Source organism: Streptomyces sp. NBC_01571 (assembly GCF_026339875.1).
In the GTDB taxonomy this organism is placed as follows: Bacteria; Actinomycetota; Actinomycetes; order Streptomycetales; family Streptomycetaceae; genus Streptomyces.
The window spans coordinates 887,535-908,254 of sequence record NZ_JAPEPZ010000001.1 but is presented as its reverse complement, the minus strand read 5'-3'; the positions used below and the strand labels follow the sequence as shown (position 1 = coordinate 908,254).

General features: G+C 72.2%; 21 protein-coding genes. 13 read left to right on the top strand and 8 right to left on the bottom strand.

Annotated elements, in window-relative coordinates; genetic code table 11:
• Window positions 1–80: 80 nt before the first annotated feature.
• The 4 genes from sfnG (at window position 81) to OHB41_RS04165 (ending at window position 4,265) form a co-directional block, all read left to right on the top strand.
• Window positions 81–1,205 carry a dimethylsulfone monooxygenase SfnG gene (gene sfnG / locus OHB41_RS04180; protein WP_266696588.1) on the top strand — a complete coding sequence of 375 codons (1,125 nt, stop codon included), beginning with the start codon at window positions 81–83 and terminating at the stop codon, window positions 1,203–1,205.
• A 35-nt stretch (window positions 1,206–1,240) separates the two neighbouring features.
• Entirely contained in the window at window positions 1,241–1,795 is a 555-nt protein-coding gene (gene ssuE, locus OHB41_RS04175; protein WP_266696587.1) for an NADPH-dependent FMN reductase, read from the top strand.
• A 141-nt stretch (window positions 1,796–1,936) separates the two neighbouring features.
• Window positions 1,937–3,109 (top strand): SfnB family sulfur acquisition oxidoreductase, encoded by a 1,173-nt coding sequence (locus tag OHB41_RS04170; protein ID WP_266705642.1) that lies wholly within the window; start codon window positions 1,937–1,939, stop codon window positions 3,107–3,109.
• Between the two features lie 13 nt (window positions 3,110–3,122).
• Window positions 3,123–4,265: an LLM class flavin-dependent oxidoreductase gene (locus OHB41_RS04165; protein ID WP_266696586.1), complete on the top strand. Its 1,143-nt coding sequence runs from the start codon at window positions 3,123–3,125 to the stop codon at window positions 4,263–4,265.
• 571 nt (window positions 4,266–4,836) lie between these two features.
• Here the strand turns inward: OHB41_RS04165 and OHB41_RS04160 are convergent.
• Window positions 4,837–5,913, bottom strand: coding sequence for an acyl-CoA dehydrogenase family protein (locus OHB41_RS04160; RefSeq protein WP_266696585.1), 1,077 nt, complete (start codon window positions 5,911–5,913; stop codon window positions 4,837–4,839).
• Between the two features lie 111 nt (window positions 5,914–6,024).
• Between OHB41_RS04160 and OHB41_RS04155 the strand changes: the two genes are divergently transcribed.
• The 6 genes from OHB41_RS04155 to OHB41_RS04130 all read left to right on the top strand — a co-directional run bounded on the left by OHB41_RS04155 (window position 6,025) and on the right by OHB41_RS04130 (window position 11,509).
• Window positions 6,025–6,372, top strand: coding sequence for a YciI family protein (locus OHB41_RS04155; RefSeq protein WP_266696584.1), 348 nt, complete (start codon window positions 6,025–6,027; stop codon window positions 6,370–6,372).
• Window positions 6,372–7,568 carry an RNA polymerase sigma factor gene (locus OHB41_RS04150; RefSeq protein WP_266696583.1) on the top strand — a complete coding sequence of 399 codons (1,197 nt, stop codon included), beginning with the start codon at window positions 6,372–6,374 and terminating at the stop codon, window positions 7,566–7,568. The genes OHB41_RS04155 and OHB41_RS04150 overlap by 1 nt, the downstream gene beginning before the upstream one ends.
• A 120-nt stretch (window positions 7,569–7,688) precedes the next feature.
• Window positions 7,689–8,285 carry a TetR/AcrR family transcriptional regulator gene (locus OHB41_RS04145; RefSeq protein WP_266696582.1) on the top strand — a complete coding sequence of 199 codons (597 nt, stop codon included), beginning with the start codon at window positions 7,689–7,691 and terminating at the stop codon, window positions 8,283–8,285.
• Window positions 8,286–8,596: 311 nt separating this feature from the next.
• Window positions 8,597–9,919, top strand: coding sequence for an aldehyde dehydrogenase family protein (locus OHB41_RS04140; RefSeq protein ID WP_266696581.1), 1,323 nt, complete (start codon window positions 8,597–8,599; stop codon window positions 9,917–9,919).
• 125 nt (window positions 9,920–10,044) lie between these two features.
• A complete protein-coding gene (locus OHB41_RS04135; protein WP_266696580.1) occupies window positions 10,045–10,443 on the top strand; it encodes a nuclear transport factor 2 family protein in 399 nt (132 codons plus the stop codon).
• 142 nt (window positions 10,444–10,585) lie between these two features.
• Complete coding sequence (locus OHB41_RS04130) at window positions 10,586–11,509, top strand: aldo/keto reductase (RefSeq protein WP_266696579.1); 924 nt, start codon at window positions 10,586–10,588, stop codon at window positions 11,507–11,509.
• Between the two features lie 103 nt (window positions 11,510–11,612).
• Here the strand turns inward: OHB41_RS04130 and OHB41_RS04125 are convergent, their stop codons facing one another.
• From OHB41_RS04125 to OHB41_RS04115, 3 genes are all read right to left on the bottom strand, one after another.
• Entirely contained in the window at window positions 11,613–12,323 is a 711-nt protein-coding gene (locus tag OHB41_RS04125; protein WP_266696578.1) for a dienelactone hydrolase family protein, read from the bottom strand.
• A gap of 73 nt (window positions 12,324–12,396) precedes the next feature.
• Window positions 12,397–13,449: a bile acid:sodium symporter family protein gene (locus OHB41_RS04120; protein WP_266696577.1), complete on the bottom strand. Its 1,053-nt coding sequence runs from the start codon at window positions 13,447–13,449 to the stop codon at window positions 12,397–12,399.
• Window positions 13,403–14,179: a phosphatase PAP2 family protein gene (locus tag OHB41_RS04115; protein WP_526024887.1), complete on the bottom strand. Its 777-nt coding sequence runs from the start codon at window positions 14,177–14,179 to the stop codon at window positions 13,403–13,405. Before OHB41_RS04115 ends, OHB41_RS04120 begins: the two co-directional genes overlap by 47 nt.
• A 296-nt stretch (window positions 14,180–14,475) precedes the next feature.
• Between OHB41_RS04115 and OHB41_RS04110 the strand changes: the two genes are divergently transcribed.
• Both OHB41_RS04110 and OHB41_RS04105 read left to right on the top strand, forming a co-directional pair.
• A complete protein-coding gene (locus OHB41_RS04110) occupies window positions 14,476–14,868 on the top strand; it encodes a VOC family protein (RefSeq protein ID WP_266696576.1) in 393 nt (130 codons plus the stop codon).
• Window positions 14,869–14,944: 76 nt separating this feature from the next.
• The gene (locus tag OHB41_RS04105) at window positions 14,945–16,009 is read left to right on the top strand and encodes an adenosine deaminase (protein ID WP_266696575.1); all 1,065 of its coding nucleotides are present in this window, start codon (window positions 14,945–14,947) and stop codon (window positions 16,007–16,009) included.
• Here OHB41_RS04105 and OHB41_RS04100 read toward each other — a convergent pair.
• From OHB41_RS04100 to OHB41_RS04090, 3 genes are all read right to left on the bottom strand, one after another.
• Window positions 15,991–16,506, bottom strand: a complete 516-nt coding sequence (locus OHB41_RS04100) for a mycothiol transferase (protein WP_266696574.1) — start codon at window positions 16,504–16,506, stop codon at window positions 15,991–15,993. The two genes, OHB41_RS04105 and OHB41_RS04100, sit on opposite strands and share 19 nt — an antisense overlap.
• A 139-nt stretch (window positions 16,507–16,645) precedes the next feature.
• A complete protein-coding gene (locus OHB41_RS04095; protein WP_266696573.1) occupies window positions 16,646–17,485 on the bottom strand; it encodes a DUF1206 domain-containing protein in 840 nt (279 codons plus the stop codon).
• Between the two features lie 193 nt (window positions 17,486–17,678).
• On the bottom strand, window positions 17,679–18,572 hold the full coding sequence (locus OHB41_RS04090) for a LysR family transcriptional regulator (RefSeq protein ID WP_266696572.1): 894 nt from the start codon (window positions 18,570–18,572) through the stop codon (window positions 17,679–17,681).
• Window positions 18,573–18,699: 127 nt separating this feature from the next.
• On the opposite strand from OHB41_RS04090, the gene mgrA reads away from it, so the two are divergent.
• Entirely contained in the window at window positions 18,700–19,689 is a 990-nt protein-coding gene (gene mgrA, locus OHB41_RS04085) for an L-glyceraldehyde 3-phosphate reductase (protein WP_266696571.1), read from the top strand.
• Window positions 19,690–19,722: 33 nt separating this feature from the next.
• On the opposite strand, the gene OHB41_RS04080 is transcribed toward mgrA, so the two are convergent.
• Entirely contained in the window at window positions 19,723–20,712 is a 990-nt protein-coding gene (locus tag OHB41_RS04080) for an oxidoreductase (RefSeq protein ID WP_266696570.1), read from the bottom strand.
• Window positions 20,713–20,720 lie beyond the last annotated feature (8 nt).

The window sequence follows — 20,720 nt, the reverse complement described above, 5'->3', positions numbered from 1 at the left end:
TGCCGTTGTCCGCCCGCGGTCCCCGTGACACGCCGGGCCTCCATTCGTCATGCCCTCTCTCCGCACACCGGGAGTCCTCCGTGTCCGCAACCGAACCCGTCCGCTTCGCCTACTGGGTCCCCAACGTCAGCGGCGGCCTGGTCACCAGCACGATCGAGCAGCGCACCGACTGGGGCTACGACTACAACCGCGAACTGGCCGTCCTCGCCGAGAACAACGGCTTCGACTACGCGCTCAGCCAGGTCCGCTACATGGCCAGTTACGGCGCCGAGTTCCAGCACGAGTCGACCAGCTTCAGCCTCGCCCTGCTGCTGGCCACCCAGCGGCTCAAGGTCATAGCCGCCGTCCATCCGGGCCTGTGGCACCCGGGTGTCCTGGCCAAACTCGGCGCCACCGCCGACCACCTGTCGAACGGCCGCTTCGCCGTCAACGTGGTCAGCGGCTGGTTCAAGGGGGAGTTCACCGCGCTCGGTGAACCATGGCTGGAGCACGACGAGCGCTACCGCCGCTCGGAGGAGTTCATCCGCGCCCTGCGCCAGATCTGGACCGAGGACCACACCGAACTCGCCGGTGACTTCTACCGGTTGCGTGACTTCACGCTGAAGCCCAAGCCCCTCAACACTCCCGAGCGTCCGCACCCGGAGATCTTCCAGGGCGGCAACTCAACCGCCGCCCGCGCCATGGCGGGCCGGGTCTCCGACTGGTACTTCTCCAACGGCAAGGACTTCGACGGGGTCGTCGAACAGATCGCGGACGTACGGGCGTCGGCGGAACAGGCCGGCCGCAGGCCACCCCGGTTCGGCCTCAACGGATTCCTGATCGCCCGGGACACCGAGGCCGAGGCCCGCGACACCCTGCGCGAGATCGTCGCGCGGGCCGACACCGAGGCCGTCGAGGGCTTCGGTGCCGCGGTGAAGCAGGCCGGACAGTCCAGTGCCGACGGCAAGGGCATGTGGCAGGACTCCCGTTTCGAGGACCTGATCCAGTACAACGACGGCTTCCGTACGGGGCTGATCGGCACCCCGGAGCAGATCGCCGAGCGGATCGTCGCCTACAAGCGCCTCGGTGTCGACCTCCTCCTGCTCGGCTTCCTGCACTACCACGAGGAGGTCGAGTACTTCGGCCACCGCGTGCTGCCCCTCGTACGCGAGTTGGAGGCAGGGCTGCCGGACACCGAGCCCGAGTCCGTCCCCGCGCACGCCTGACACCCATCCCGTACGCCGCTCACGAAAGAGGGCCCATGGCCACCGTCCTGTCCGTCTCCGGCAGTCCCTCCGTCTCGTCCCGTACCGCGAAACTCCTGCGCCACCTGGACGGCCGCCTGGTCGCGCAGGGGCACCGGGTGATCCCGCTCGACGTCCGTACGATCCCCGCCGAGGCGCTGCTCGGCGCGGACTTCAAGCATCCCGCCATCGTCGAGGCGACCGAACTCTTCGCCCGCGCCGACGGTGTGGTCATCGGCACCCCCGTCTACAAGGCCGCCTACTCCGGCGTCCTCAAGGCGCTCCTCGACCTGCTCCCGCAGTACGCGCTCACCGGCAAGACCGTGCTGCCGCTCGTCACCGGGGGCAGCACCGCGCATGTCCTCGCCCTCGACTACGCCCTGCGGCCGGTGCTCAACTCCATGGGCGCCGCGCACATCGTCCAGGGCTGGTTCACCCTGGACAAGGACATCACCACCGGGGAGGACGGCGGCGTCATCCTGGCACCGGGCACGGCCGAGGCCCTGGCCCAGGTGGTCGACCAGTTCTCGGCGGCCCTGGGCCGCACCCCGCTGCTGGCCGCGGCGGGCTGACCCGTGACCGCGCAGACGACGCCCGAAAACGTGTCCGCCCGGACGACGCCCGGCGACGTGCCCGGCGGGGCGGCACCCCGCGATGGGCAGGGTGATCTCGACGGGCAGGAGGACAGGACGCCGGGCCGCACGACCGCCGAAGTGATCGCCGGCGACGACGAGGCCCTGGCCGTCGCCGCCGCGCTCGCCACGGAGTTCCGCGCCGGAGCCTCCAAGCGGGACTCCGAACGACGTTTGCCACGCGCCGAGTTGGAGCGTCTCTCGGCCTCCGGGCTGCTCGCCGTCACCGTGCCCGCGGAGTACGGCGGGGCGGATGTCCGGCAGGAGACCCTCGCCGAGATCTTCCGGCTGCTGGCATCCGCCGACGCCAGCCTCGCCCAGATCCCGCAGAACCACTTCGTGTACGTCAACGTGATCCGCCGTCAGGGCACTGCGGAGCAGCGGGCGTTCTTCTTCGGCGAGGTCCTGGCGGGACGGCGTTTCGGCAACGCCCAGTCGGAGGCGGGCACCCGGCACGTCCAGGACATCCGCACCCGTCTGGATCCGAGGCCCGACGGCTCGTACCTCCTCACCGGAGTCAAGCACTACTCCACGGGCGCGCTCTTCGCCGACTGGATCCCCGTCCTGGCCCGGGCCGAGGACGACAACCTGCACGTCGCCTACGTCCCCCGGGACGCGGAGGGGGTCACGGTCGTCGACGACTGGGACGGCATGGGGCAGCGTACGACGGCGAGCGGCACCGTACGCCTGGACGCCGTCCCCGTCCCCGCCGACCGCGTCGTCCCGCACCACCTCACCTTCCGCGAACCCCAGCTCCACGGTGCGGTGGCCCAGTTGCTGCACGCCGCCATCGACGCGGGGATCGCGGCCGGCGCGTTCGCCGAGGCCGCCGAGTTCGTCCGTACCAAGAGCCGGCCGTGGTTCGAGAGCGGTGTGGACAGCGCGGCCGAGGATCCGCTCCTCATCCAGCGCTTCGGTGAACTCGCCGTCCAGGTGCGGGCGTCCGAGGCGTTGCTCGGCGCCGCGGCCCGCGCCGTCGACGCGGCCCGCGACGACCTCACCGAGGACTCGGCTGCCGAGGCGTCCATCGCCGTGGCCGCCGCGAAGGTGCACACCTCCGCCACCGCCGTGGAGGTGGCGGGCGCCCTCTTCGAACTGGCCGGAACCCGCTCGGCACTCGACTCCCTGAATCTGCACCGCCACTGGAGGGACGCCCGTACCCACACCCTGCACGACCCGGCCCGCTGGAAGATCCAGCACATCGGCCGCCACGCGCTCAACGGCACCAACCCTCCCCGCCACGGCCTGCTCTGAACGGAGACCCCACGTGTCCCTCACCTTCCACTGGTTCCTGCCCACCAACGGAGACAGCCGGCATGTCGTCGGCGGCGGCCACGGCACCCCGGCCACCAGCTCAGGCCGCGACCGGCCGCCGACGGTCGGGTATCTGAGCCAGATCGCCCGCGCTGCCGAGGACCTGGGCTTCGTCGGCGCGCTCACCCCGACGGGCGCCTGGTGCGAGGACGCCTGGCTGACCACCGCGATGGTCAGCCAGAACACGGAGCGCCTGAAGTTCCTCGTCGCCTTCCGGCCCGGCTTCGTCTCGCCGACGCTCGCCGCGCAGATGGCGTCCACCTACCAGCGGCAGACCGGCGGCCGGCTCCTGCTCAACGTGGTCACCGGTGGCGAGAGCCACGAACAGCGCGCCTACGGCGACTTCCTCGACAAGGACGCCCGCTACCGCCGTACCGGCGAATTCCTCCAGATCGTCCGGGACTTGTGGGACGGCAAGACCGTCGACCTGTCGGGCGAGCACCTGCGGGTCGAGGAGGCCAGGCTGGCCCATCTCCCCGACCCGGTGCCCGAGATCTACTTCGGCGGGTCCTCGCCGATCGCGGGCGAGGTCGCCGCCCGGCATGCGGACGTGTATCTGACCTGGGGGGAACCGCCGGCCCAGGTCGCCGAGAAGATCGCGTGGGCACGGCGGCTCGCGGAGCGCGAAGGACGCACTCTCCGGTTCGGCATCCGCCTGCACGTCATCACCCGCGACACCTCCGAACAGGCCTGGGCCGAGGCCCACCGGCTCCTCGACGGCTTCGACCCGGAGACCGTGAAGTCCGTGCAGGCCGGCCTCGCCCGCAGCGAGTCGGAGGGGCAGCGGCGCATGCGCGCACTCCACGGCGGCAGCCGCGAGAGTCTGGAGATCCACCCCAACCTGTGGGCCGGGATCGGCCTGGTCCGCGGCGGTGCGGGCACCGCCCTGGTCGGCAGCCACGACGAGGTCGCCGAGCGCGTCGCCGAGTACCACGCCCTCGGCATCGACGAGTTCGTCCTCTCCGGCTACCCGCACCTGGAGGAGGCCTACTGGTTCGGCGAAGGCGTCCTGCCCCGCCTCGCCGCGCGGGGCCTGTGGCAGCACCCGTTCGCGACGGCACCCGTGCCCGCGGCACAGGTGCCCTTCACGAGCTGAGCGGACGGGACGGCCGGGACGGCCGGGACCGCCGGGAGGGCATCGCGGTTCTGGTGCGCCGGACCCCCGGTGGGCCCGGCATCTGGCGCGTGACAGGTCGGACGGACCTGGTGGACCTGACGTGCCCGTCGCCGCGACGAAGCGGACGCCGCGGGGCGCTCCGGCCTCGCCCTGGGCATCGGTCGTGCCGGGCGGACGGGTGTTGCCCTGGGCACCCGTCGCGCCGGACGCTCCGGCCGGACCCGGCGCACCCGCAGCGCCCGACCGGCCCCCTCGCGCCGACCGGCCCCCTCGCGCCGACCGGCCCCCGCGCACGGACGGTCTCCGCACGGACGGTCCCCGCACGGACGGTCCCCGCACGGACGGTCCCCGCACGGACCGGCCCCGCACGGACCGGCCCCCTCGCACGGACGGGCCCCCGCACGGACGGTCCCCGCACGGACGGTCCCCGCACGGACCGGCCCCCTCGCGCCGAGCGGGCCGGCGGCACCGGTCGGACCCGGCGCACTCGTAGAGCTGACCGGACCCCTCGCACCAGGCCCGGTGCACCGGCCTGATCCCGGGCCCCGGGTCACCCCGTCGCGCCGGCCGGACCCGCCGCACCCAGCGCACCCAGGTGCGCCGTGCGCACCGCCGAGGTCTGCCCCTGGATCAGCAGGAACATCCCCTCCCGGGCCAGTCGTTGCGCCGGGCTGCGCAGGTCCATCGCCTGGCCGCCGCCGGCCACGACCGCCGCGGTCGTGGCCGCCCGCATCAGGTCGTAGGCCAGCGTCTTGGCCGCCAGCCGCTCCTCGATCCGCTCGCCCGGCACGGGATGGTCGGCCAGCTCGTACGCCCGCCGCCGCACCGCGTCGAGGCGGGCGCGCAGCACCCGCGCGGTCTCCTTCGCCGGCGGATCGGTGTCCAGCAGGTCGAGGGCCGCCGCCGTGACCCCGAACACCGCGGGAGAAGCGTTGGTGTTCTTCGGCCGGTCGGCCGCCGCCCAGGTCTCGTACGGCGTACACAGGGCCACCGCGTCGTCGGGCAGCCACAGACCGTCGAGCTCCAGAGAGACCGTCCGGGAGGCGGTCAGCGCGGCGAGCCGCAGCGGGGGCGACGGCCGCAGACCGGGCTGCTCACGCGCCGCGGTGAAGGCGAACAGAGCCTCCCCGTCGTCCGTCACGCCCGCCAGCAGCATCACGTCGTTGAGCCCCCAGCCGGTGTACCAGGGCACCGTCCCGTCGAAGCGCCGGCCGCCCCGCTCGCGTGATACCCGCACCGGGACGCGTGGATACGCGCGCAGCTGGGCGTAGGCGACTCCGGACAGCAGCTCCCCGCGCGCCAGCGGACCCAGCAGCCGCTCCCGCACCGGGAGGCCGGCCTCGGCCAGGGCCAGGGTCAGGACCGGCGTGTGGTGCTGGGCCTGTACGAACCAGGTCGAGCAGCAGGCCCCGGCCAGGATCTCGGCCGTCTCGCGGACCACCGCGGCGGGCGCGGCCGATCCGCCGTACGCGACCGGCGCGCTCACCCCGAGCAGCCCCGACCGCTTGACCGCCTCGATGCTGCTCGCGGGCACGCCCTCCTGGTCGACGCGCTCCGCGCGCGGCGCGAGCACCTCGGCCGCCAGCCGTCGGGCCCGGGAGACGAGAGGGTGCGGTGGGGCGGTCATCGAAGGAATCTCCCTCGGTCGTCGTGGCGTGTGTCGATCCGGGGCTCTCCCGTTCGTGTAGTCAGTGAAGACCCCAGGAGCGAGAGCCCCCCGAGGAACAAGGAGCACACCATGAAGTACTACCTGCTGAGCGTGATGCAGCCGCAGGGAGAGCCGCCCGCGCCCGAGGTACTCGAAGAGATCATGCACAATCTCGAGGTCTTCCACGCGGATCTGCGGGAGGCCGGGGCCTGGGTGTTCGCCGGGGGACTGCACGGGCCCGAGACGGCCACGGTGGTGCGGGCCGAGGCTGGAGACGTCCTGGTCACGGACGGCCCCTACACGGAGAGCAAGGAGTACCTGGGCGGAATCTGCCTGATCAAGGCTCCCGACCTGGACGCGGCACTGGAGTGGGGCCGCAGGGCGACGCTGGCGACGACGCTCCCCATCGAGGTGCGGCCCTTCATGGGCGAGGCCTGATGCCCCTGGACGTCGACGTCGAGGGAGTCTTCCGCGCCGAATACGGCCGCGCGGTCGCCGTCCTCGTCCGCTTCCTCGGCGACATCGACCTCGCCGAGGAAGCGGTCCAGGACGCCTTCACGACCGCCCTGCGGAAGTGGCCGCAGTCCGGCATACCCCCGAGCCCGGCCGGCTGGATCATCACCACCGCCCGCAACCGCGCGGTCGACCGGCTGCGCCGCGAATCGACGCGCGAGGCCCGGCACGCCGAGGCCGAACGGCTCCACGCGCGGGACGAACCGGACGAGGAGGGCCCCGTGCGCGACGACCGGCTCCGTCTGATCTTCACCTGCTGCCACCCGGCGCTCGCCGTGCACGCCCAGGTCGCCCTCACCCTGCGTCTCCTCGGCGGTCTGACCACACCGCAGATCGCCCGTGCCTTCCTCGTCCCCGAGCCGACCATGGCCCAGCGGATCGTCCGCGCCAAGGCCAAGATCCGCGACGCCCGTATCCCGTACCGCATCCCGCGCGACGCCGACCTCCCGGACCGCGTCAGGGGTGTGCTGGCGGTCGTCTACCTCATCTTCAACGAGGGGTACGGCGGCAGGGAGGACCTCTGCGCCGAGGCCGTCCGTCTCGGCCGTCTGCTGGCCGAGCTGATGCCGGACGAGCCCGAGACCCTCGGGCTGCTCGCGCTGATGCTCCTCGTCGAGTCGCGCCGGCCCGCCCGCACCGCACCGGACGGCGCCCTCGTCCTGCTCCCGGACCAGGACCGCTCCCTGTGGGACCGTGACCTGATCGCCGAGGGGCAGGACCTGGTGCGCCGCTGTCTGCGCCGCGGCCGGCCGGGCCCGTACCAGATCCAGGCCGCCGTCAACGCGGTGCACAGCGACGCCCGGACCGCGGCCGACACCGACTGGGGCCAGATCCTCCGGCTCTACGACCAGCTGACGGAGCTCACCCCGAGCCCCGTGGTCGCGCTCAACCGGGCCGTCGCCGTCGGCGAGGTCGAAGGCCCCGAGGCGGCCCTCGCCCTGGTCGACGTGCTGGACCTCGACGGATATCACGCCTTCCACGCCGTACGGGCCGATCTGCTGCGCCGCCTCGGCCGGACCGCCGAGGCCGTACGGGCGTACGGGGCGGCCATCGCGCTGACCGCGAGCCCGGCCGAGCGCGCCCACCTCGAACGGAGCCGGGCGGCGCTCACGAGCGAGTGAGGGACGACCGCACGGCATGCGAAGCTGGCACCGTGGAAATGGACCGGCAGGTTCAGAAAACCGGCAGGTTCAGAAAACCGGCAGGTTCCGGAACGGGCAGGTTCGGAAGAGGGAGGGATCGTGAAACTCACCGCCAAGGGGGCGGCTACGCGCGGGCGGATCATCGAGGGAGCGGCCGCCGAGATGCGGGAGCGGGGCGTCGCCGTGACGACACTGGACGACGTGCGGGCACGGACCGGCACCAGCAAGAGTCAGCTGTTCCACTACTTCCCCGGCGGCAAGGAGGAGTTGCTGCTCGCGGTGGCCCGCTTCGAGGCCGACCAGGTGCTGGCCGACCAGCGGCCCGAACTGGGCGACCTCACGTCGTGGGGCGCCTGGCTGGCCTGGCGCGACACGGTGATCGCCCGCTATCGGGGACAGGGGCAGCAGTGTCCGCTGAACATGCTGATGTCCCAGCTGGGGCGCAGTACCCCGGGTGCCCGGGCGGTCGTCGCCGAGCTGCTGGGAAAGTGGGAGGGCGAGATCGCCGAGGGCGTCCGGGCGATGCAGCGCCAGGGGGAGATCGGTCCGGGCGTGGACGCCGACCGTTCGGCGGCCGCGCTGCTGGCAGGCATTCAGGGTGGTGTCGTGGTGCTGCTCTCCACCGGGCGGACGACCCATCTGGAGGCCGCGCTCGATCTGGGCATCCAGCAGTTGCGCGACAGCGCGACGCGGTAGGGACGCGGCAGGGGTGGGACGGTATCCGGCAGGGTTGGTGAGGTGGACGAGGCGGGGCTAGGGGCCGGTGGACGTCCGCCCAGAGTCTGCCTCGCGTCGGCCGTGTCTGCGAAGGGCCCCGCTTCCACCCAGTGTGGCCGACCGGTGACGGAAGGCGACTCCTGTGTAGCCGGAATGTACTTGGGTACCTGAAAGGTTGGCAATTACATCGAGCCCGTTGTCCCGATGAAGGCCGGTGCGCGCCCGAGAGACCGTGCGACCGGCCCCAGCACGCGGATCACCCGGTCCGCTCCGACCAGCGAGAGAGCACCGTGACCCACCCCATCCCCGAGCAGCCCGCCGACCTCGTGGCCCGGCTGCGCGCCACCTTCCGCTCCGGCCGTACCAAGCCCGTCGAGTGGCGCACGGCGCAGCTGCGCGGACTGCGCGAGATGCTCACCGCGCACGGCGACGACCTCGCGCAAGCGCTCCACGCCGATCTCGGCAAGAGCTCCACGGAGGCCCACCGCACCGAGATCGACTTCACCGTCCGGGAGATCGACCACACCCTGGAACACCTCGACGAGTGGCTGCGCCCCCAGGCCGCTCCGGTCCCGGCGCACCTCGGCGCGGACGCGACCGCGTGGACGCGCTTCGACCCGCTGGGCGTCGTCCTGGTCATCGCTCCCTGGAACTACCCCGTCCAGCTCCTGCTGACGCCGATGCTCGGCGCGCTGGCCGCGGGCAACACGGTCGTCGTCAAGCCCAGCGAGCTCGCCCCCGCCACTTCGGCGGTCCTCGCACGGCTGCTGCCCCGGTACCTCGACACCGATGCCGTCGCGGTCGTGGAGGGCGCCGTCGAGGAGACCACCGCGCTGCTGGCCGAGCGTTTCGACCACATCTTCTACACCGGCAACGGCACCGTCGGCCGCATCGTGATGCGGGCCGCCGCCGAGCACCTCACCCCGGTCGCGCTCGAACTGGGCGGAAAATCCCCGGCGTTCGTCGACCGCGGCACCGATCTGGCCGTCGTCGCCGACCGGCTCGCCCGCGGCAAGTTCCTGAACGCCGGTCAGACCTGCGTAGCGCCCGACTACGTCCTCACCGACCCGGAGACCGCCCGAGCCCTGGAGCCCGAACTCGTCCGCGCCGTCGAGGAACTCTTCGGCACCGAACCGCGGCAGTCCACCGAGTACGGGCGGATCGTCAACGAGCGCCACTTCGACCGGCTCAGCTCCCTGCTCGACTCCGGCCGCACCGTCACGGGCGGCACCGGCGACCGTGCCACCAAGTACCTCGCGCCGACCGTTCTGGCGGACGTCGACCCCAAGGCACCCGTCATGCGTGAGGAGATCTTCGGTCCGATCCTGCCGATCGTGACGGTGTCGGGACTGGACGAGGCCGTCGACTTCATCAACGACCGCGACAAGCCGCTGGCCCTGTACGCCTTCACCGAGTCGGACACCACCAGGGAGCGGCTGGCCGCCGAGACCTCGTCCGGAGGGCTCGGCCTCGGACTGCCGCTCGCCCATCTCACCGTCTCCGACCTGCCGTTCGGCGGTGTCGGCGAGAGCGGCATGGGCAGCTACCACGGCCGCTACTCCATCGAGACGTTCAGCCACCGCAAGGCGGTACTGGAGAAGCCGCTGAGCTGAGGCGAGCACGGTGCACACCGATCGGCGGCCCCGGCGCCTCCGGCCGGGCCGCGCCGACTCCGCGTCTGGGCAGAGGCTCCCGCGTGACCATACGGAGTCACGCGGGCCCGTGTTACCGTCGCGCCGTGTCCCAGAGCGAGATCGACTTGGTGACCGCCGAGTTCTTCGGCGCCTTCGACAACCGGGGCGGCAGGACAGCCGACCTGGAACGTATCCGTCGACTCGTCATCCCCGGCGGGGTGATCGTCAAGACGGGCCCGGACTTCACCGTCTACACGGTGGAGGAGTTCATCGCGCCCCGCCGGACGCTGCTGGGCGACGGCCGGCTGGTCGAGTTCTCCGAGTGGGAGACCTCCGAACGGACCGACATCGCCGGCGATGTCGCCTCACGGTTCGGCGAGTACCGCAAGTCCGGGATCCTGGACGGTGAACCGTTCGAGGGCGGCGGGGTCAAGACCATCCAGTTCGTCCGCACCTCCGCGGGTTGGCGCATCTCCGCCTTCGCCTGGTACGACCACCCCTGACCGCCGTGGCGTGGGGAGTCGGGCCGGACCTGGCGGTCGCCAGAGCACGGGTACAGGTTCCCGCGGCGGGACGTTCTCGGAGGCCCGGTCGCCTCACAGACCGCCGACGTGGCCTCGTACGTCCGTATGCCAAACTGCCACGATGACCTCAGAGATGATCAGCGCGGCGGCCGCGGGTGCCTGGAGACTCGGAGATCTCGACGTCAACCGCATCGGGTTCGGTGCCATGCGGCTCACGGGCAGCGCGGCCTTCCATCTGGGTACGCCGAGCGACCGCGACCGCTCGATCGCCGTGTTGCGCCGTGCGATCGAGCTCGGTGTCAATCACATCGACACCGCCGCCTTCTACTTCTCGTCGCTGCGCTCCGCGAACGAGCTGATCAACAGTGCGTTGTCCCCGTACGCCGACGATCTGGTGATCGTCACGAAGGTGGGCCCGTACCGCGACTACGCGGGGGAGTGGGGCACCCCCGCCCGGCCGGACCAACTGCGGTCCCATGTCGAGGAGAACCTGCGTCAGCTCGGGCGCGACCACCTCGACGTGGTGAACCTGCGCCGGATGGGGCAGGACTCGATCGCCGAGCACTTCGGTGCGCTCGCCGAACTGCGCGACGCGGGCCTGATCCGGCACCTCGGTGTCTCCGACGTCGAACCCCGGCACCTGGCGGAGGCACGGTCCATCGCGCCCGTGGTGTGCGTGCAGAACCGGTACGGTCTCGGCTCCGCGCAACCCGGGACCGACGAGGTGCTGCGGATCTGCGGGGACCTGGGCGTCGCGTTCGTGCCGTTCTTCGCGATCGCCGGCAAGGGCGGTGCGCGGGGCCCCGGCGGCACGGACGGTTCGCACGACGGGACCGGCGCCGAGGTGTTCGACGTCGCGCGAGCCCATGGCGCCACCGCCGCGCAGGTGCGTCTGGCGTGGACGCTGCGGCAGGGTCCGCACGTACTGGCCATCCCCGGCACCGGCAACCCGGACCACCTCACCGAGAACGTCGCCGCGGGCGCGCTCCGGCTCACCGACGACGAGGTGGCCCGGCTGGACGGGGTCCACCGGCCGGGGGAGTGAGACCGGTGGCCCACCGTCGTGCCGAGCCTCTCGCGGCACAGGCGGTAAGGCCGGCCGGCCACCGTCCAGGTCTCCCCGGCCCGTGCGGTCGCGGCCGGAGGGCTCAGCCCAGCCGGGCGTGCAGGAAGGACAGCGTGCTCTCCCACGCGCGCTCGGCCGACTCGGCGTCGTACGTCTCCGGGCGGCCGTCGTTGAAGAAGGCGTGGTTGGCGGGGTAGAGACGGAGGTCCGGGGTGATGCCGGACTGCCGCTGGACCACCTCGCTCAGCTGCTCCAGGTTCTCCTTGGGGATGCTCGTGTCGAGCTCGCCGTAGTGGCCGAGGATCTCGGCCTTGAGGCCGGAGAAGTCGGGCATGTCGCCCTGGATGACGCCGTAGAACGGCACCGCCGCGCTGACCCGCGGGTCCGCCGCGGCCAGGTACAGGACGAAGCCGCCGCCCATGCAGAAGCCGACCGCACCCACCGTGTCCGAGGTGACCTCGGGCAGGCCGAGCAGATGGTCGACAGCGCCGGAGAGCAGTTCGACACCTCGCGCGACGGGCAGCTCCTGCATCATCCGGTAGGCCTCCCCGCTGTCATGGGCGACGTTGCCGCCGTACAGGTCGGGTGCGAGGGCGACGAAGCCCTCCGCGGCCAGCCGGTCGGCGACCTGTGCGATGTGATCCGTCAGGCCCCACCACTCCTGGATGACGATCACACCCGGCCCCTGACCGGACGGCGGCAACGCCAGATAGCCGTGGGCGGTGGTTCCGGCGCTGGGGAAGGTCACGTTCTGACGGGCCGGGGCTCCGGTCGGCTTCGGCAGCTCGGACATGGCACTCAACTCCTGTAAGGACAGCGCTCGTCAAGGGGCCGGCGGAACCGGTCCCGGATCACTGCCAACGATGTCATGGGCGGGCGCGCTTCCCGGCCCCGGCCCGCACGACGCGGCCCGCGGCCACCTTCTGCAGCAGGCTGTAGGCCAGCACCGGCAGCAGGACGTGGGGCCGGTCGGGCAGCGCCGTGGTGACGAGGACCGCGCTCGCGCTGCTGTTGTTCATCCCGCAGGCCAGCGTCACCGAGGCACCCGCCGAAGTGTCCAGGCGCATCACGCGGGCGGTGATCCGGCCGAGGCCGAACGACAGTCCGCACACGAGGGCGGCGACGACCAGCGCGGCCGCCATCAGCACCGGCTCCGGACGGGCGACGAAGGGGCCGAGGACGCCGCTGGCGTTGATGTACGTGAGCAGCAGCGAGCCGAGCAGGGAGGCGGGGGGTGCCGCGGCGAGCAGCAGGCGCAGGGGGCGGGCGGGCAGGACGAGCCGGGACAGGATTCCGGCACCGCACGGGAGCAGGACCCCGGTCAGCGCGAAGCCGTGCCCGGCGGTCCGGGCGGCCCCCGCGAGCGCTTCCGCGTAGCCGCCGCGCAGCAGGGGACACAGGGCCGTCATGGTGACCGGGATCGTGAGCGGGCCGACGATCGTGGACACCAGCACGAGGCCGACGGTGGTCGGCTGGTCGGCCTCGCCTCTGCTCGTCCACACGGTGGCACCGGCCGCCACGGGCATCGAGACGATCAGGATCATCGCCGCGATCAGTCCGCTGCCGCCGTCGCTGTCCGGGGTCCGGTGCAGCGCGAAGGCCACGCCCGGGATGATCAGCAGGGGTGCGAGCAGGTGGAGGACGAGGCCGGTCAGCAGCGCGGTGGGCCGGGTGAGCAGGGCCCGCAGTCCGTGGACCGGCACCTGGAGGCCGGCGGTGAACAGCACCAGGGACAGCAGGCAGTGCGGTGCCCGTAAGGCGACCTCGAGGATTCCGCCGTCGCCGATCGTGTGCGGGCGGCGCAGCCACAGACCCGGCGCCGACACGGTCGCGGCGGCGAGGTAGGCGGCCCCGACGGCCCAGCCGAGGTGGCTACGGAGGAGACCGAGGGGGGATCTTGCGGCGGGGGTGGGGCTCATTGCGGCGCTCTTCCGTCGTCAGGGCATCGGGGCGGGGACGGAGTGCCGCTATGGAGGAGTGCCTGGGCGGGACGAAGCGGGCGACGACGTAGACGGTGAGGCTCAGCCAGCACAGGGCGAACAGCCAGCCGCCGAGGACGTCGGAGAACCAGTGGACGCCCAGATAGACCCGGCTCAGCCCCACGAGGACGGACCAGCAGCCCACGACCAGGGCGAGGGGCCGTCCGCTGCGCGGGGCCCTCGCGAGCAGCGCGAGGACCAGCAGCCCGCCGCTGACGGCGGACGTGGTGGTGTGCCCCGAGGGGAAGGACCAGCCGGACGCGTGCGTGGCCCACCCCGCGGCGGCGGGACGGGGGCGGGCGACCAGGGTCATCACGGCGTACCGCACGGTCTGGGCGGTGGCGAGGCAGCCGAGACAGGCGAGGGCGCGGAGGATCCGCTCCCGCGCCGTGCGCCCCGCGACGGCGCCGGCCAGCACGACCAGGGCGTACGGCACGAGGCCCGTCCCGGTGTACGTGACCGCGCGGGCCAGGGCCAGGGCGACGGCCGGGCGGTGGCCGGCCGACCAGGTGCCGAGGGCGTCGTCGCCGAAGAGCGTGCCGCCGTCCCGGCCGGTGACGACCAGGGTGAGCAGCACGAAGGCGACCAGGCTCCCCACCGCGGTCGATCCCGCGAGGTCGGCCGTGTCCGCGCGCTTCACGAGGGCGCCCCGGGAACGCCGACCGCCCACGCGGGCACGGTGCGCGGCGCTGCGGACATGGTGGGAGGTCCCTTCCCTGGCGGGGCGCGGACACGCGGGAGGACGCCGTCCGCGCCGACTGTCCGCGCCGACTGTGAACCCGAAGACGGTCTACATAACTGTAGACGTAAGGGTGGCGGGGATCGTTCCCGAGGGGGCCGAATGAGTCGGCGCGCCCTTCGGGACTCGCGCCGCAGGTGGTCCACGTGGTCGTGCGGGACGAGGGCGGAGCGGGATGTCGTACCCTACGTGTTACGTATAACGCACGCATCCCAGGAGAGGCCTTGATGAGACGCATCGCCCTGGTCACCCTCGTCGTCGACGACTACGACGAGGCGATCCGCTTCTACACCGAAGCACTCGGGTTCCGGTTGGCCGAGGACGAGTCCCGACCCGACGGCTCCCGGTGGGTCGTCGTCGAGCCGGGCACGGAGGGCGCCGGCAGCGGACTGCTCCTGGCCCGGGCCAAGAACGCGTCACAGGGCGCCCGGGTCGGCGACCAGACCGGGGGCCGCGTGGGCTTCTTCCTCCACACCGACGACTTCGCCCGCGACCACGCGCGCATGCGTGCCGCCGGAGTGACCTTCCTGGAGGAGCCGCGCCACGAGCCGTACGGCTCGGTCGTCGTCTTCCAGGACCTGTACGGAAACCGCTGGGACCTTCTCCAGCCCGCCGAGTAGTGCCCCGGCCTTCCCACCGCCGTACCGCCCCACCGCTCCATCGCCCGGAACCGACCTGCCGAGGAAACAGACACGCATGACCGCGCCCCGCATCGACACCATCCGCCGTCTCCCCAAGGCGGTGCTGCACGACCACCTCGACGGCGGTCTGCGCCCGGACACCCTCGTGGAGCTCGCCGCGACCGTCGGCCACACGCTGCCCACCACCGACCCGCGCGCGCTCGCCGCCTGGTACTACGAGGCCGCCAACTCCGGTGACCTGGTGCGCTACATAGCCACCTTCGAGCACACCCTCGCCGTGATGCAGACCCGCGAGGGCCTGCTGCGCACCGCCGAGGAGTACGTGCTCGACCTGGCCGAGGACGGCGTTGTCTACGGCGAGGTCCGGTACGCGCCCGAGCTGATGGTGAGCGGCGGGCTGACCCTGCCCGAGGTCGTCGAGACCGTGCAGGAGGGCCTCGCCGCCGGTATGGCCAAGGCCGCCACCGCGGGCACCCCGGTCCGGGTCGGCACGCTGCTGTGCGGGATGCGCATGTTCGACCGCACCCGCGAGATCGCCGACCTCGCGGTGGCGTTCCGGGACAGCGGGGTCGTCGGCTTCGACATCGCCGGCGCCGAGGACGGCTTCCCGCCCGCCGACCACCTGGCCGCGTTCGAGCATCTGCGCCGTGAGAGCGTGCCCTTCACCATCCACGCCGGCGAGGCCCACGGACTGCCCAGCATCCACCAGGCCCTCCAGGTCTGCGGCGCCCAGCGCATCGGCCACGGCGTGCGCATCACCGAGGACATCGTCGACGGCAAGCTCGGCCGCCTCGCGGGCTGGGTCCGCGACCGCCGTATCGCCCTGGAGATGTGCCCCACCTCCAACCTCCAGACGGGTGCGGCCACCTCGATCGCCGACCACCCCATCACCGCGCTGCGGGACCTCGGCTTCCGTGTCACCCTCAACACCGACAACCGGCTGGTCTCGGGCACGACGATGACCCGCGAGATGTCGCTGCTCGTCGAGGAGGCGGGCTGGAGCGTCGAGGACCTGCGCACGGTCACGGTGAACGCCCTCAAGAGCGCGTTCATCCCGTTCGACGAGCGTGCGGCGCTCATCCGGGACGTCGTCCTGCCCGGTTACGAAGCCGCGCTCTGAAGGAGCCCGCGGACGTAGGCGGCCTGGCCGACATGCTCCAGATCGTCGGCCAGGACGCTCACCAGCCGTACGCCGAGGGTGACCGCCGGGGTCCAGCGCTCGTCCACGACACGGTCGAGATCCGCGGCGGTCAGCCCGCGCAGGAAGGCCAGGGTCTGATCGTGCACGGCGTCGTAGTACCCGAGCAGCAGGTCACCCGACTCCACCCGGACCTCGGCCACCTTCCGGGGCGTGTGACCGTACCCCGTGTCCTGGCGGGGCAGATCGAGCCCGAACCGCTTCTCCCAGCCCTGCGTCAGCCAGACCTGGTCGAGCCCGGCGGCATCGGCGACGTGGTCGTCCTGGACCCGGGTGAGATGCCATACCAGCCAAGACAGGGAGTTGGCGTCCTGCGCCGGCCGCGCGTTGAGGGTCTCCGGGGGGAGTCCCTCGACGGCGGCATGGACGTCTTCCTGGATACGGCCGAACGCGTCGACGAGGATGTCCTTTGCATGCATGCGTCCACCATGGCGCATCCCCCCGCCCCCTGCGCCCGGAAACCGGTTCCCGTGTGATCCCGCGACAGCCGGGGCCCTGACGCAGAAAGGGTAGGTGCGCGAGGCCCGCGCACCTACCCGTACCGCCAGGATGTCGCTCTCAGACCCTGCGCCAGCGGGCCATGGCGAAGGAGAACAGACCGAAGAGGACGAGTCCGACCGCGACGCACACCAGCAGCCACGGCCCCGCCGGGGTGTCGGCGAACGACCGGATCGTGTTGTCCAGCCCCTTGGCCTTGTCGGGTTCGAACTCGACCGCCGCGCGGATGGCGAAGCCACCGGCCACGGCGAACACCAGCCCGCGCGCCCCGCCGCCGCCCACTCCGGTGACGTCCACCAGCTGTCGGGTCCGCGCCGACATCTCACCGAGCTTCAGCTTCTTGTGGAACTTCCGCAGGACGGCCCGGGTGCCGATCCACACGCCCGCCACCACGATGCCGGCCCCGGCCGCGCCCACGATCCACTGCCCCGCGGGCAGGCCCAGGACCTTCGCCGTCACGTCCTGGGACTGCCGGTCGCTGGATCCGCTCCCGCTGCCGCGCGAGCCCGCCGCGAACGACAGCACGGAGTAGGCGGTGAAGGAGTAGAAGACGCACCGGCCGGCCGCCAGCAGCCGCTTCTTGGCCTTGCCGCCGTCCTGCCCCACGGAACCGAAGACCGCCTCGGACAGGCGCCACAGCGCCATGCCCACCAGTCCGATGCCAAGCGCCCACAGCAGCACGGCACCGAAGGGCTTCTGCGCTATCTCCGCGAGCGCGCCGCCGCGGTCCGCCTGTTTGCCGCTGTCACCGAAGGCGATCTGCAACGCCAGTGCTCCGACCAGCAGATAGATCACGCCCCGCGCGGTCAGACCGGCCCTGGCGGCGTACTCCGTCACCGGGCCCCGCGCCGCGCGCCGGGCCTCCGTCCGTCCGGTCCGTGTCGTCGTACTCGCGTTCATGTAGACCTCCCGGAGTCCGGTTGCCCCCGCTCCGGGATGCCACACGCACGCCGCTGGCGTGACCGGGGCCGAAGTGCCGGTGCCGAGACGCCTGGCAGAGCCGCGCCCGGCACCTGCCCGGCCGGCGCCAGTCTGTCAGCGTTCGTCCGCAGGCGCCGGTCCGCCGGCGTACGCCGGTGTCCGTCAGCTTCCGTCAGCGTTCGGCCTCGGTCGAGTCGAGCAGGACCATCAGGGCGCGGGCCGCCGGGCTGGTGGCATCCGGCGGCGGAAGCATGGCGACGGTCTCGTACGGCGCGTCGCCCGCGCCCTTCAGCGGGAGCGAGGTGAGGCCGCCGGCCTCGCGCTTGAGACCGAAGTGCCGTGGCACGACGGCGATACCGAGGCCCGCGCCGACGAGCTCCAGGAGACTGTGCACGTCGCTGACCTCGAGCGTCACGGTCCGCTGGACACCCGCCGCGGCGAAGGCCGCGTCGGTGATGCGGCGCGGTCCCCAGTCGGGGTGGAAGTCGACGAAGGCCTCGCCGCCCAGTTCCTCCGGCGTGACCACCGCGGAGGTCGCGAGGTGGTGCGTCGGATGGCAGAGCACCGTCATCGGCTCGCTCGTCAGCGGGACGGAACGCAGCTGGTCGCTGTCCGGCTGCGTCCTCACCGCGAAGGCCAGGTCGAGCCGCCCGGCCGCGACCTCCTCGGCGAGCGCGCCGGAGCCCGCCTGCCGCAACCGGATCTCGACATCGGGATGGCGCCGCCGGAACGCGGTGAGGAGCTTGGCCACGTGCACTCCGGCGATGCACTGCTCGGTGCCGAGCGAGAGCGTGCCGCGCAGCAGGCCCTGGACGGCCGCCACGGCGTCGTGGGCCGCGCGGACCTGGGCCAGCACCCGCTCCGCCTCGCCGAGCAGGGCACGACCGGCCTCCGTGAGCGTGACCCGCCGGGTGGTGCGTACGAACAACGGGGCCTGGAGTTCGCGCTCCAGGGCACGGATCGAGGAGGACAGCCCCGACTGTGACACCATCAGACGCTCGGCCGCCCGGGTGAAGTGCTGGTCCTCCGCGACGGCGACGAAGTGCTGGAGATGGCGCAGTTCCATGGGGCACAAGCGTACTGGCCGATTGAGAGTCCCTGTCGCTGAATCCGATCCGATTCTCCCGTTGGACCTCTGCGCCGGGCGCGCGCGAGAGTGGGGATCTGTTTTCCCGGCCTTCCAGGAGCACGCGTTGTACACCGCACATCCCGACCGCTACGCGGACATGCCCTACCGGCGCACCGGACGCAGCGGCCTGAAACTTCCCGCGCTGTCCCTCGGTCTGTGGCACAACTTCGGCCCCGACCGGCCGGTGGAGACCCAGCGTGCGATCCTGCGCCGCGCGTTCGACCTCGGTGTCACCCACTTCGACCTGGCCAACAACTACGGCCCGCCGCCCGGCGCCGCCGAGTCGGCCCTCGGTGACGCCCTGAAGGCCGACTTCGCGCCCTACCGCGACGAACTGGTCATCTCCACGAAGGCCGGATACCTGATGTGGCCCGGCCCGTACGGCGAATGGGGCTCGCGCAAGTACCTCCTGTCCTCGCTCGACCAGAGCCTCGCCCGGATGGGCCTGGACTACGTGGACATCTTCTACTCGCACCGTCCCGACCCGCAGACCCCCTTCGAGGAGACGATGGGGGCCCTGCACTCGGCGGTCCAGCAGGGCAAGGCCCTCTACGTCGGCGTGTCCAACTACTCGCCGGAGGAGACCCGGGAGGCCGCCCGCATCCTCGGTGAGCTGGGCACCCCGCTCCTCATCCACCAGCCGCGCTACTCGATGCTCGACCGCCGTCCCGAGGACGGACTCCTGGACACGCTGGACGAGCTCCAGGTCGGTTCCATCGCCTACTCCCCGCTGGAGCAGGGCCTGCTCACCAGCCGTTACCTCGACGGCATCCCGGAGGGGTCGCGCGCCGCGAGCGACAGCCCCTTCCTGAGCGCCGACACGGTCACCGAGGACCTCGTGGGGCAGCTGCGCGCGCTCGCCGAGATCGCCGAGGCCCGCGGTCAGTCCCTGGCGCAGATGGCCCTGGCCTGGGTGCTGCGCGGCGGTCGGGTGACCTCCGCCCTCATCGGCGCGAGCAGCACCCAGCAGCTGGAGGACAGCGTGACGGCCACCCGCGCCCTGGACTTCGACGACGAGGAACTGGCCCGGATCGACGCGATCATCAAGGCGTGACGCGCGCGCCGGCCGGGCCCCGGGTCCGGCCGGTCAGGCCGTGAGGCGCTCGCTGAGTTCCCAGAGGCGGTCGGCCGCGACCGGGTCGACGGCGTAGGGCACGACGCCGGGCTTCGGTGTCCTGTTCCTGAGCGTCCACTCGCGGCCCTCCTCCACCGACATCGGGGGCGCGATGTCACTGTTCTCGCAGTAGACACCGCCCCTCCCCTCCAGCAGGGGGCTGGTCGCGCACCACACGCTGGTGGCCGCCCCCTGCTCGACGGTCTTGAGCTGCCGCTCCGGGTCCAGGACCGTCCGGCCGTCCGCGTCGAGGACACCGGCCGCCTTCAGGTCCTCCTCGGCGAGGTACTTCTTCAGGTTGGTGTCGACGATGCTGCCCGGGTGCAGCGAGTAGGCGTGGATCCCGTCCGCCCTGCCCCGCTCGTCGAGCGCGAGCGCGAAGAGGATGTTGGCCGTCTTCGACTGTCCGTAGGCGACCCAGCGGTCGTACGCGCGGTGCTCGAAGTGCGGGTCGTCGAAGAGGACGGGCGAGAAACGGTGGCCCCAGGAGGACACCGACACGACCCGGGCCCCGTGCGCCCGGCGCAGCGCGGGCCGCAGGCGTGCCACCAGCTGGAAGTGGCCGAGGTGGTTCGTGGCGAACTGCACCTCGTAGCCTCGGGCGTCCCGGGTCAGCGGGGTCGCCATGACGCCCGCGCTGTTCACGAGGATGTGCAGGGGGCGCCCGGAGGCGAGGAAACGCTCGGCGAAGGCGTCGATCGAGGCGGGATCCAGCAAATCCATGGTCTCGATCTCGACGCCGTCGATGCCCTTCAGCGCGGCCTCGGCCCTCTCGGTGTCCCGCGCCGGGACGACGACCTCGGCGCCCGCGGCACGCAGGACGCGCGCGGTCTCCAGGCCGATGCCGGAATAGCCTCCGGTGACGACGGCGACCTTTCCGGTCAGGTCGATTCCCTTGATGACGTCCTCGGCGGTGGAGGCGGCGTCGAAGCCGGAGTGCAGGGGTACTTGGACGGTGGTCATGGCTCGGG

Bases quoted from the DNA above. Each gene is read 5' to 3' on its own strand.
- ssuE (WP_266696587.1), top strand. From the start codon at position 1,241: ATGGCCACCGTCCTGTCCGTCTCCGGCAGTCCCTCCGTCTCGTCCCGT.
- OHB41_RS04160 (WP_266696585.1), bottom strand. From the start codon at position 5,913: ATGACCGCCCCACCGCACCCTCTCGTCTCCCGGGCCCGACGGCTGGCG.
- OHB41_RS04155 (WP_266696584.1), top strand. From the start codon at position 6,025: ATGAAGTACTACCTGCTGAGCGTGATGCAGCCGCAGGGAGAGCCGCCC.
- OHB41_RS04150 (WP_266696583.1), top strand. From the start codon at position 6,372: ATGCCCCTGGACGTCGACGTCGAGGGAGTCTTCCGCGCCGAATACGGC.
- OHB41_RS04130 (WP_266696579.1), top strand. From the start codon at position 10,586: ATGACCTCAGAGATGATCAGCGCGGCGGCCGCGGGTGCCTGGAGACTC.
- OHB41_RS04125 (WP_266696578.1), bottom strand. From the start codon at position 12,323: ATGTCCGAGCTGCCGAAGCCGACCGGAGCCCCGGCCCGTCAGAACGTG.
- OHB41_RS04120 (WP_266696577.1), bottom strand. From the start codon at position 13,449: ATGAGCCCCACCCCCGCCGCAAGATCCCCCCTCGGTCTCCTCCGTAGC.
- OHB41_RS04110 (WP_266696576.1), top strand. From the start codon at position 14,476: ATGAGACGCATCGCCCTGGTCACCCTCGTCGTCGACGACTACGACGAG.
- OHB41_RS04105 (WP_266696575.1), top strand. From the start codon at position 14,945: ATGACCGCGCCCCGCATCGACACCATCCGCCGTCTCCCCAAGGCGGTG.
- OHB41_RS04100 (WP_266696574.1), bottom strand. From the start codon at position 16,506: ATGCATGCAAAGGACATCCTCGTCGACGCGTTCGGCCGTATCCAGGAA.
- OHB41_RS04095 (WP_266696573.1), bottom strand. From the start codon at position 17,485: ATGAACGCGAGTACGACGACACGGACCGGACGGACGGAGGCCCGGCGC.
- OHB41_RS04090 (WP_266696572.1), bottom strand. From the start codon at position 18,572: ATGGAACTGCGCCATCTCCAGCACTTCGTCGCCGTCGCGGAGGACCAG.
- OHB41_RS04080 (WP_266696570.1), bottom strand. From the start codon at position 20,712: ATGACCACCGTCCAAGTACCCCTGCACTCCGGCTTCGACGCCGCCTCC.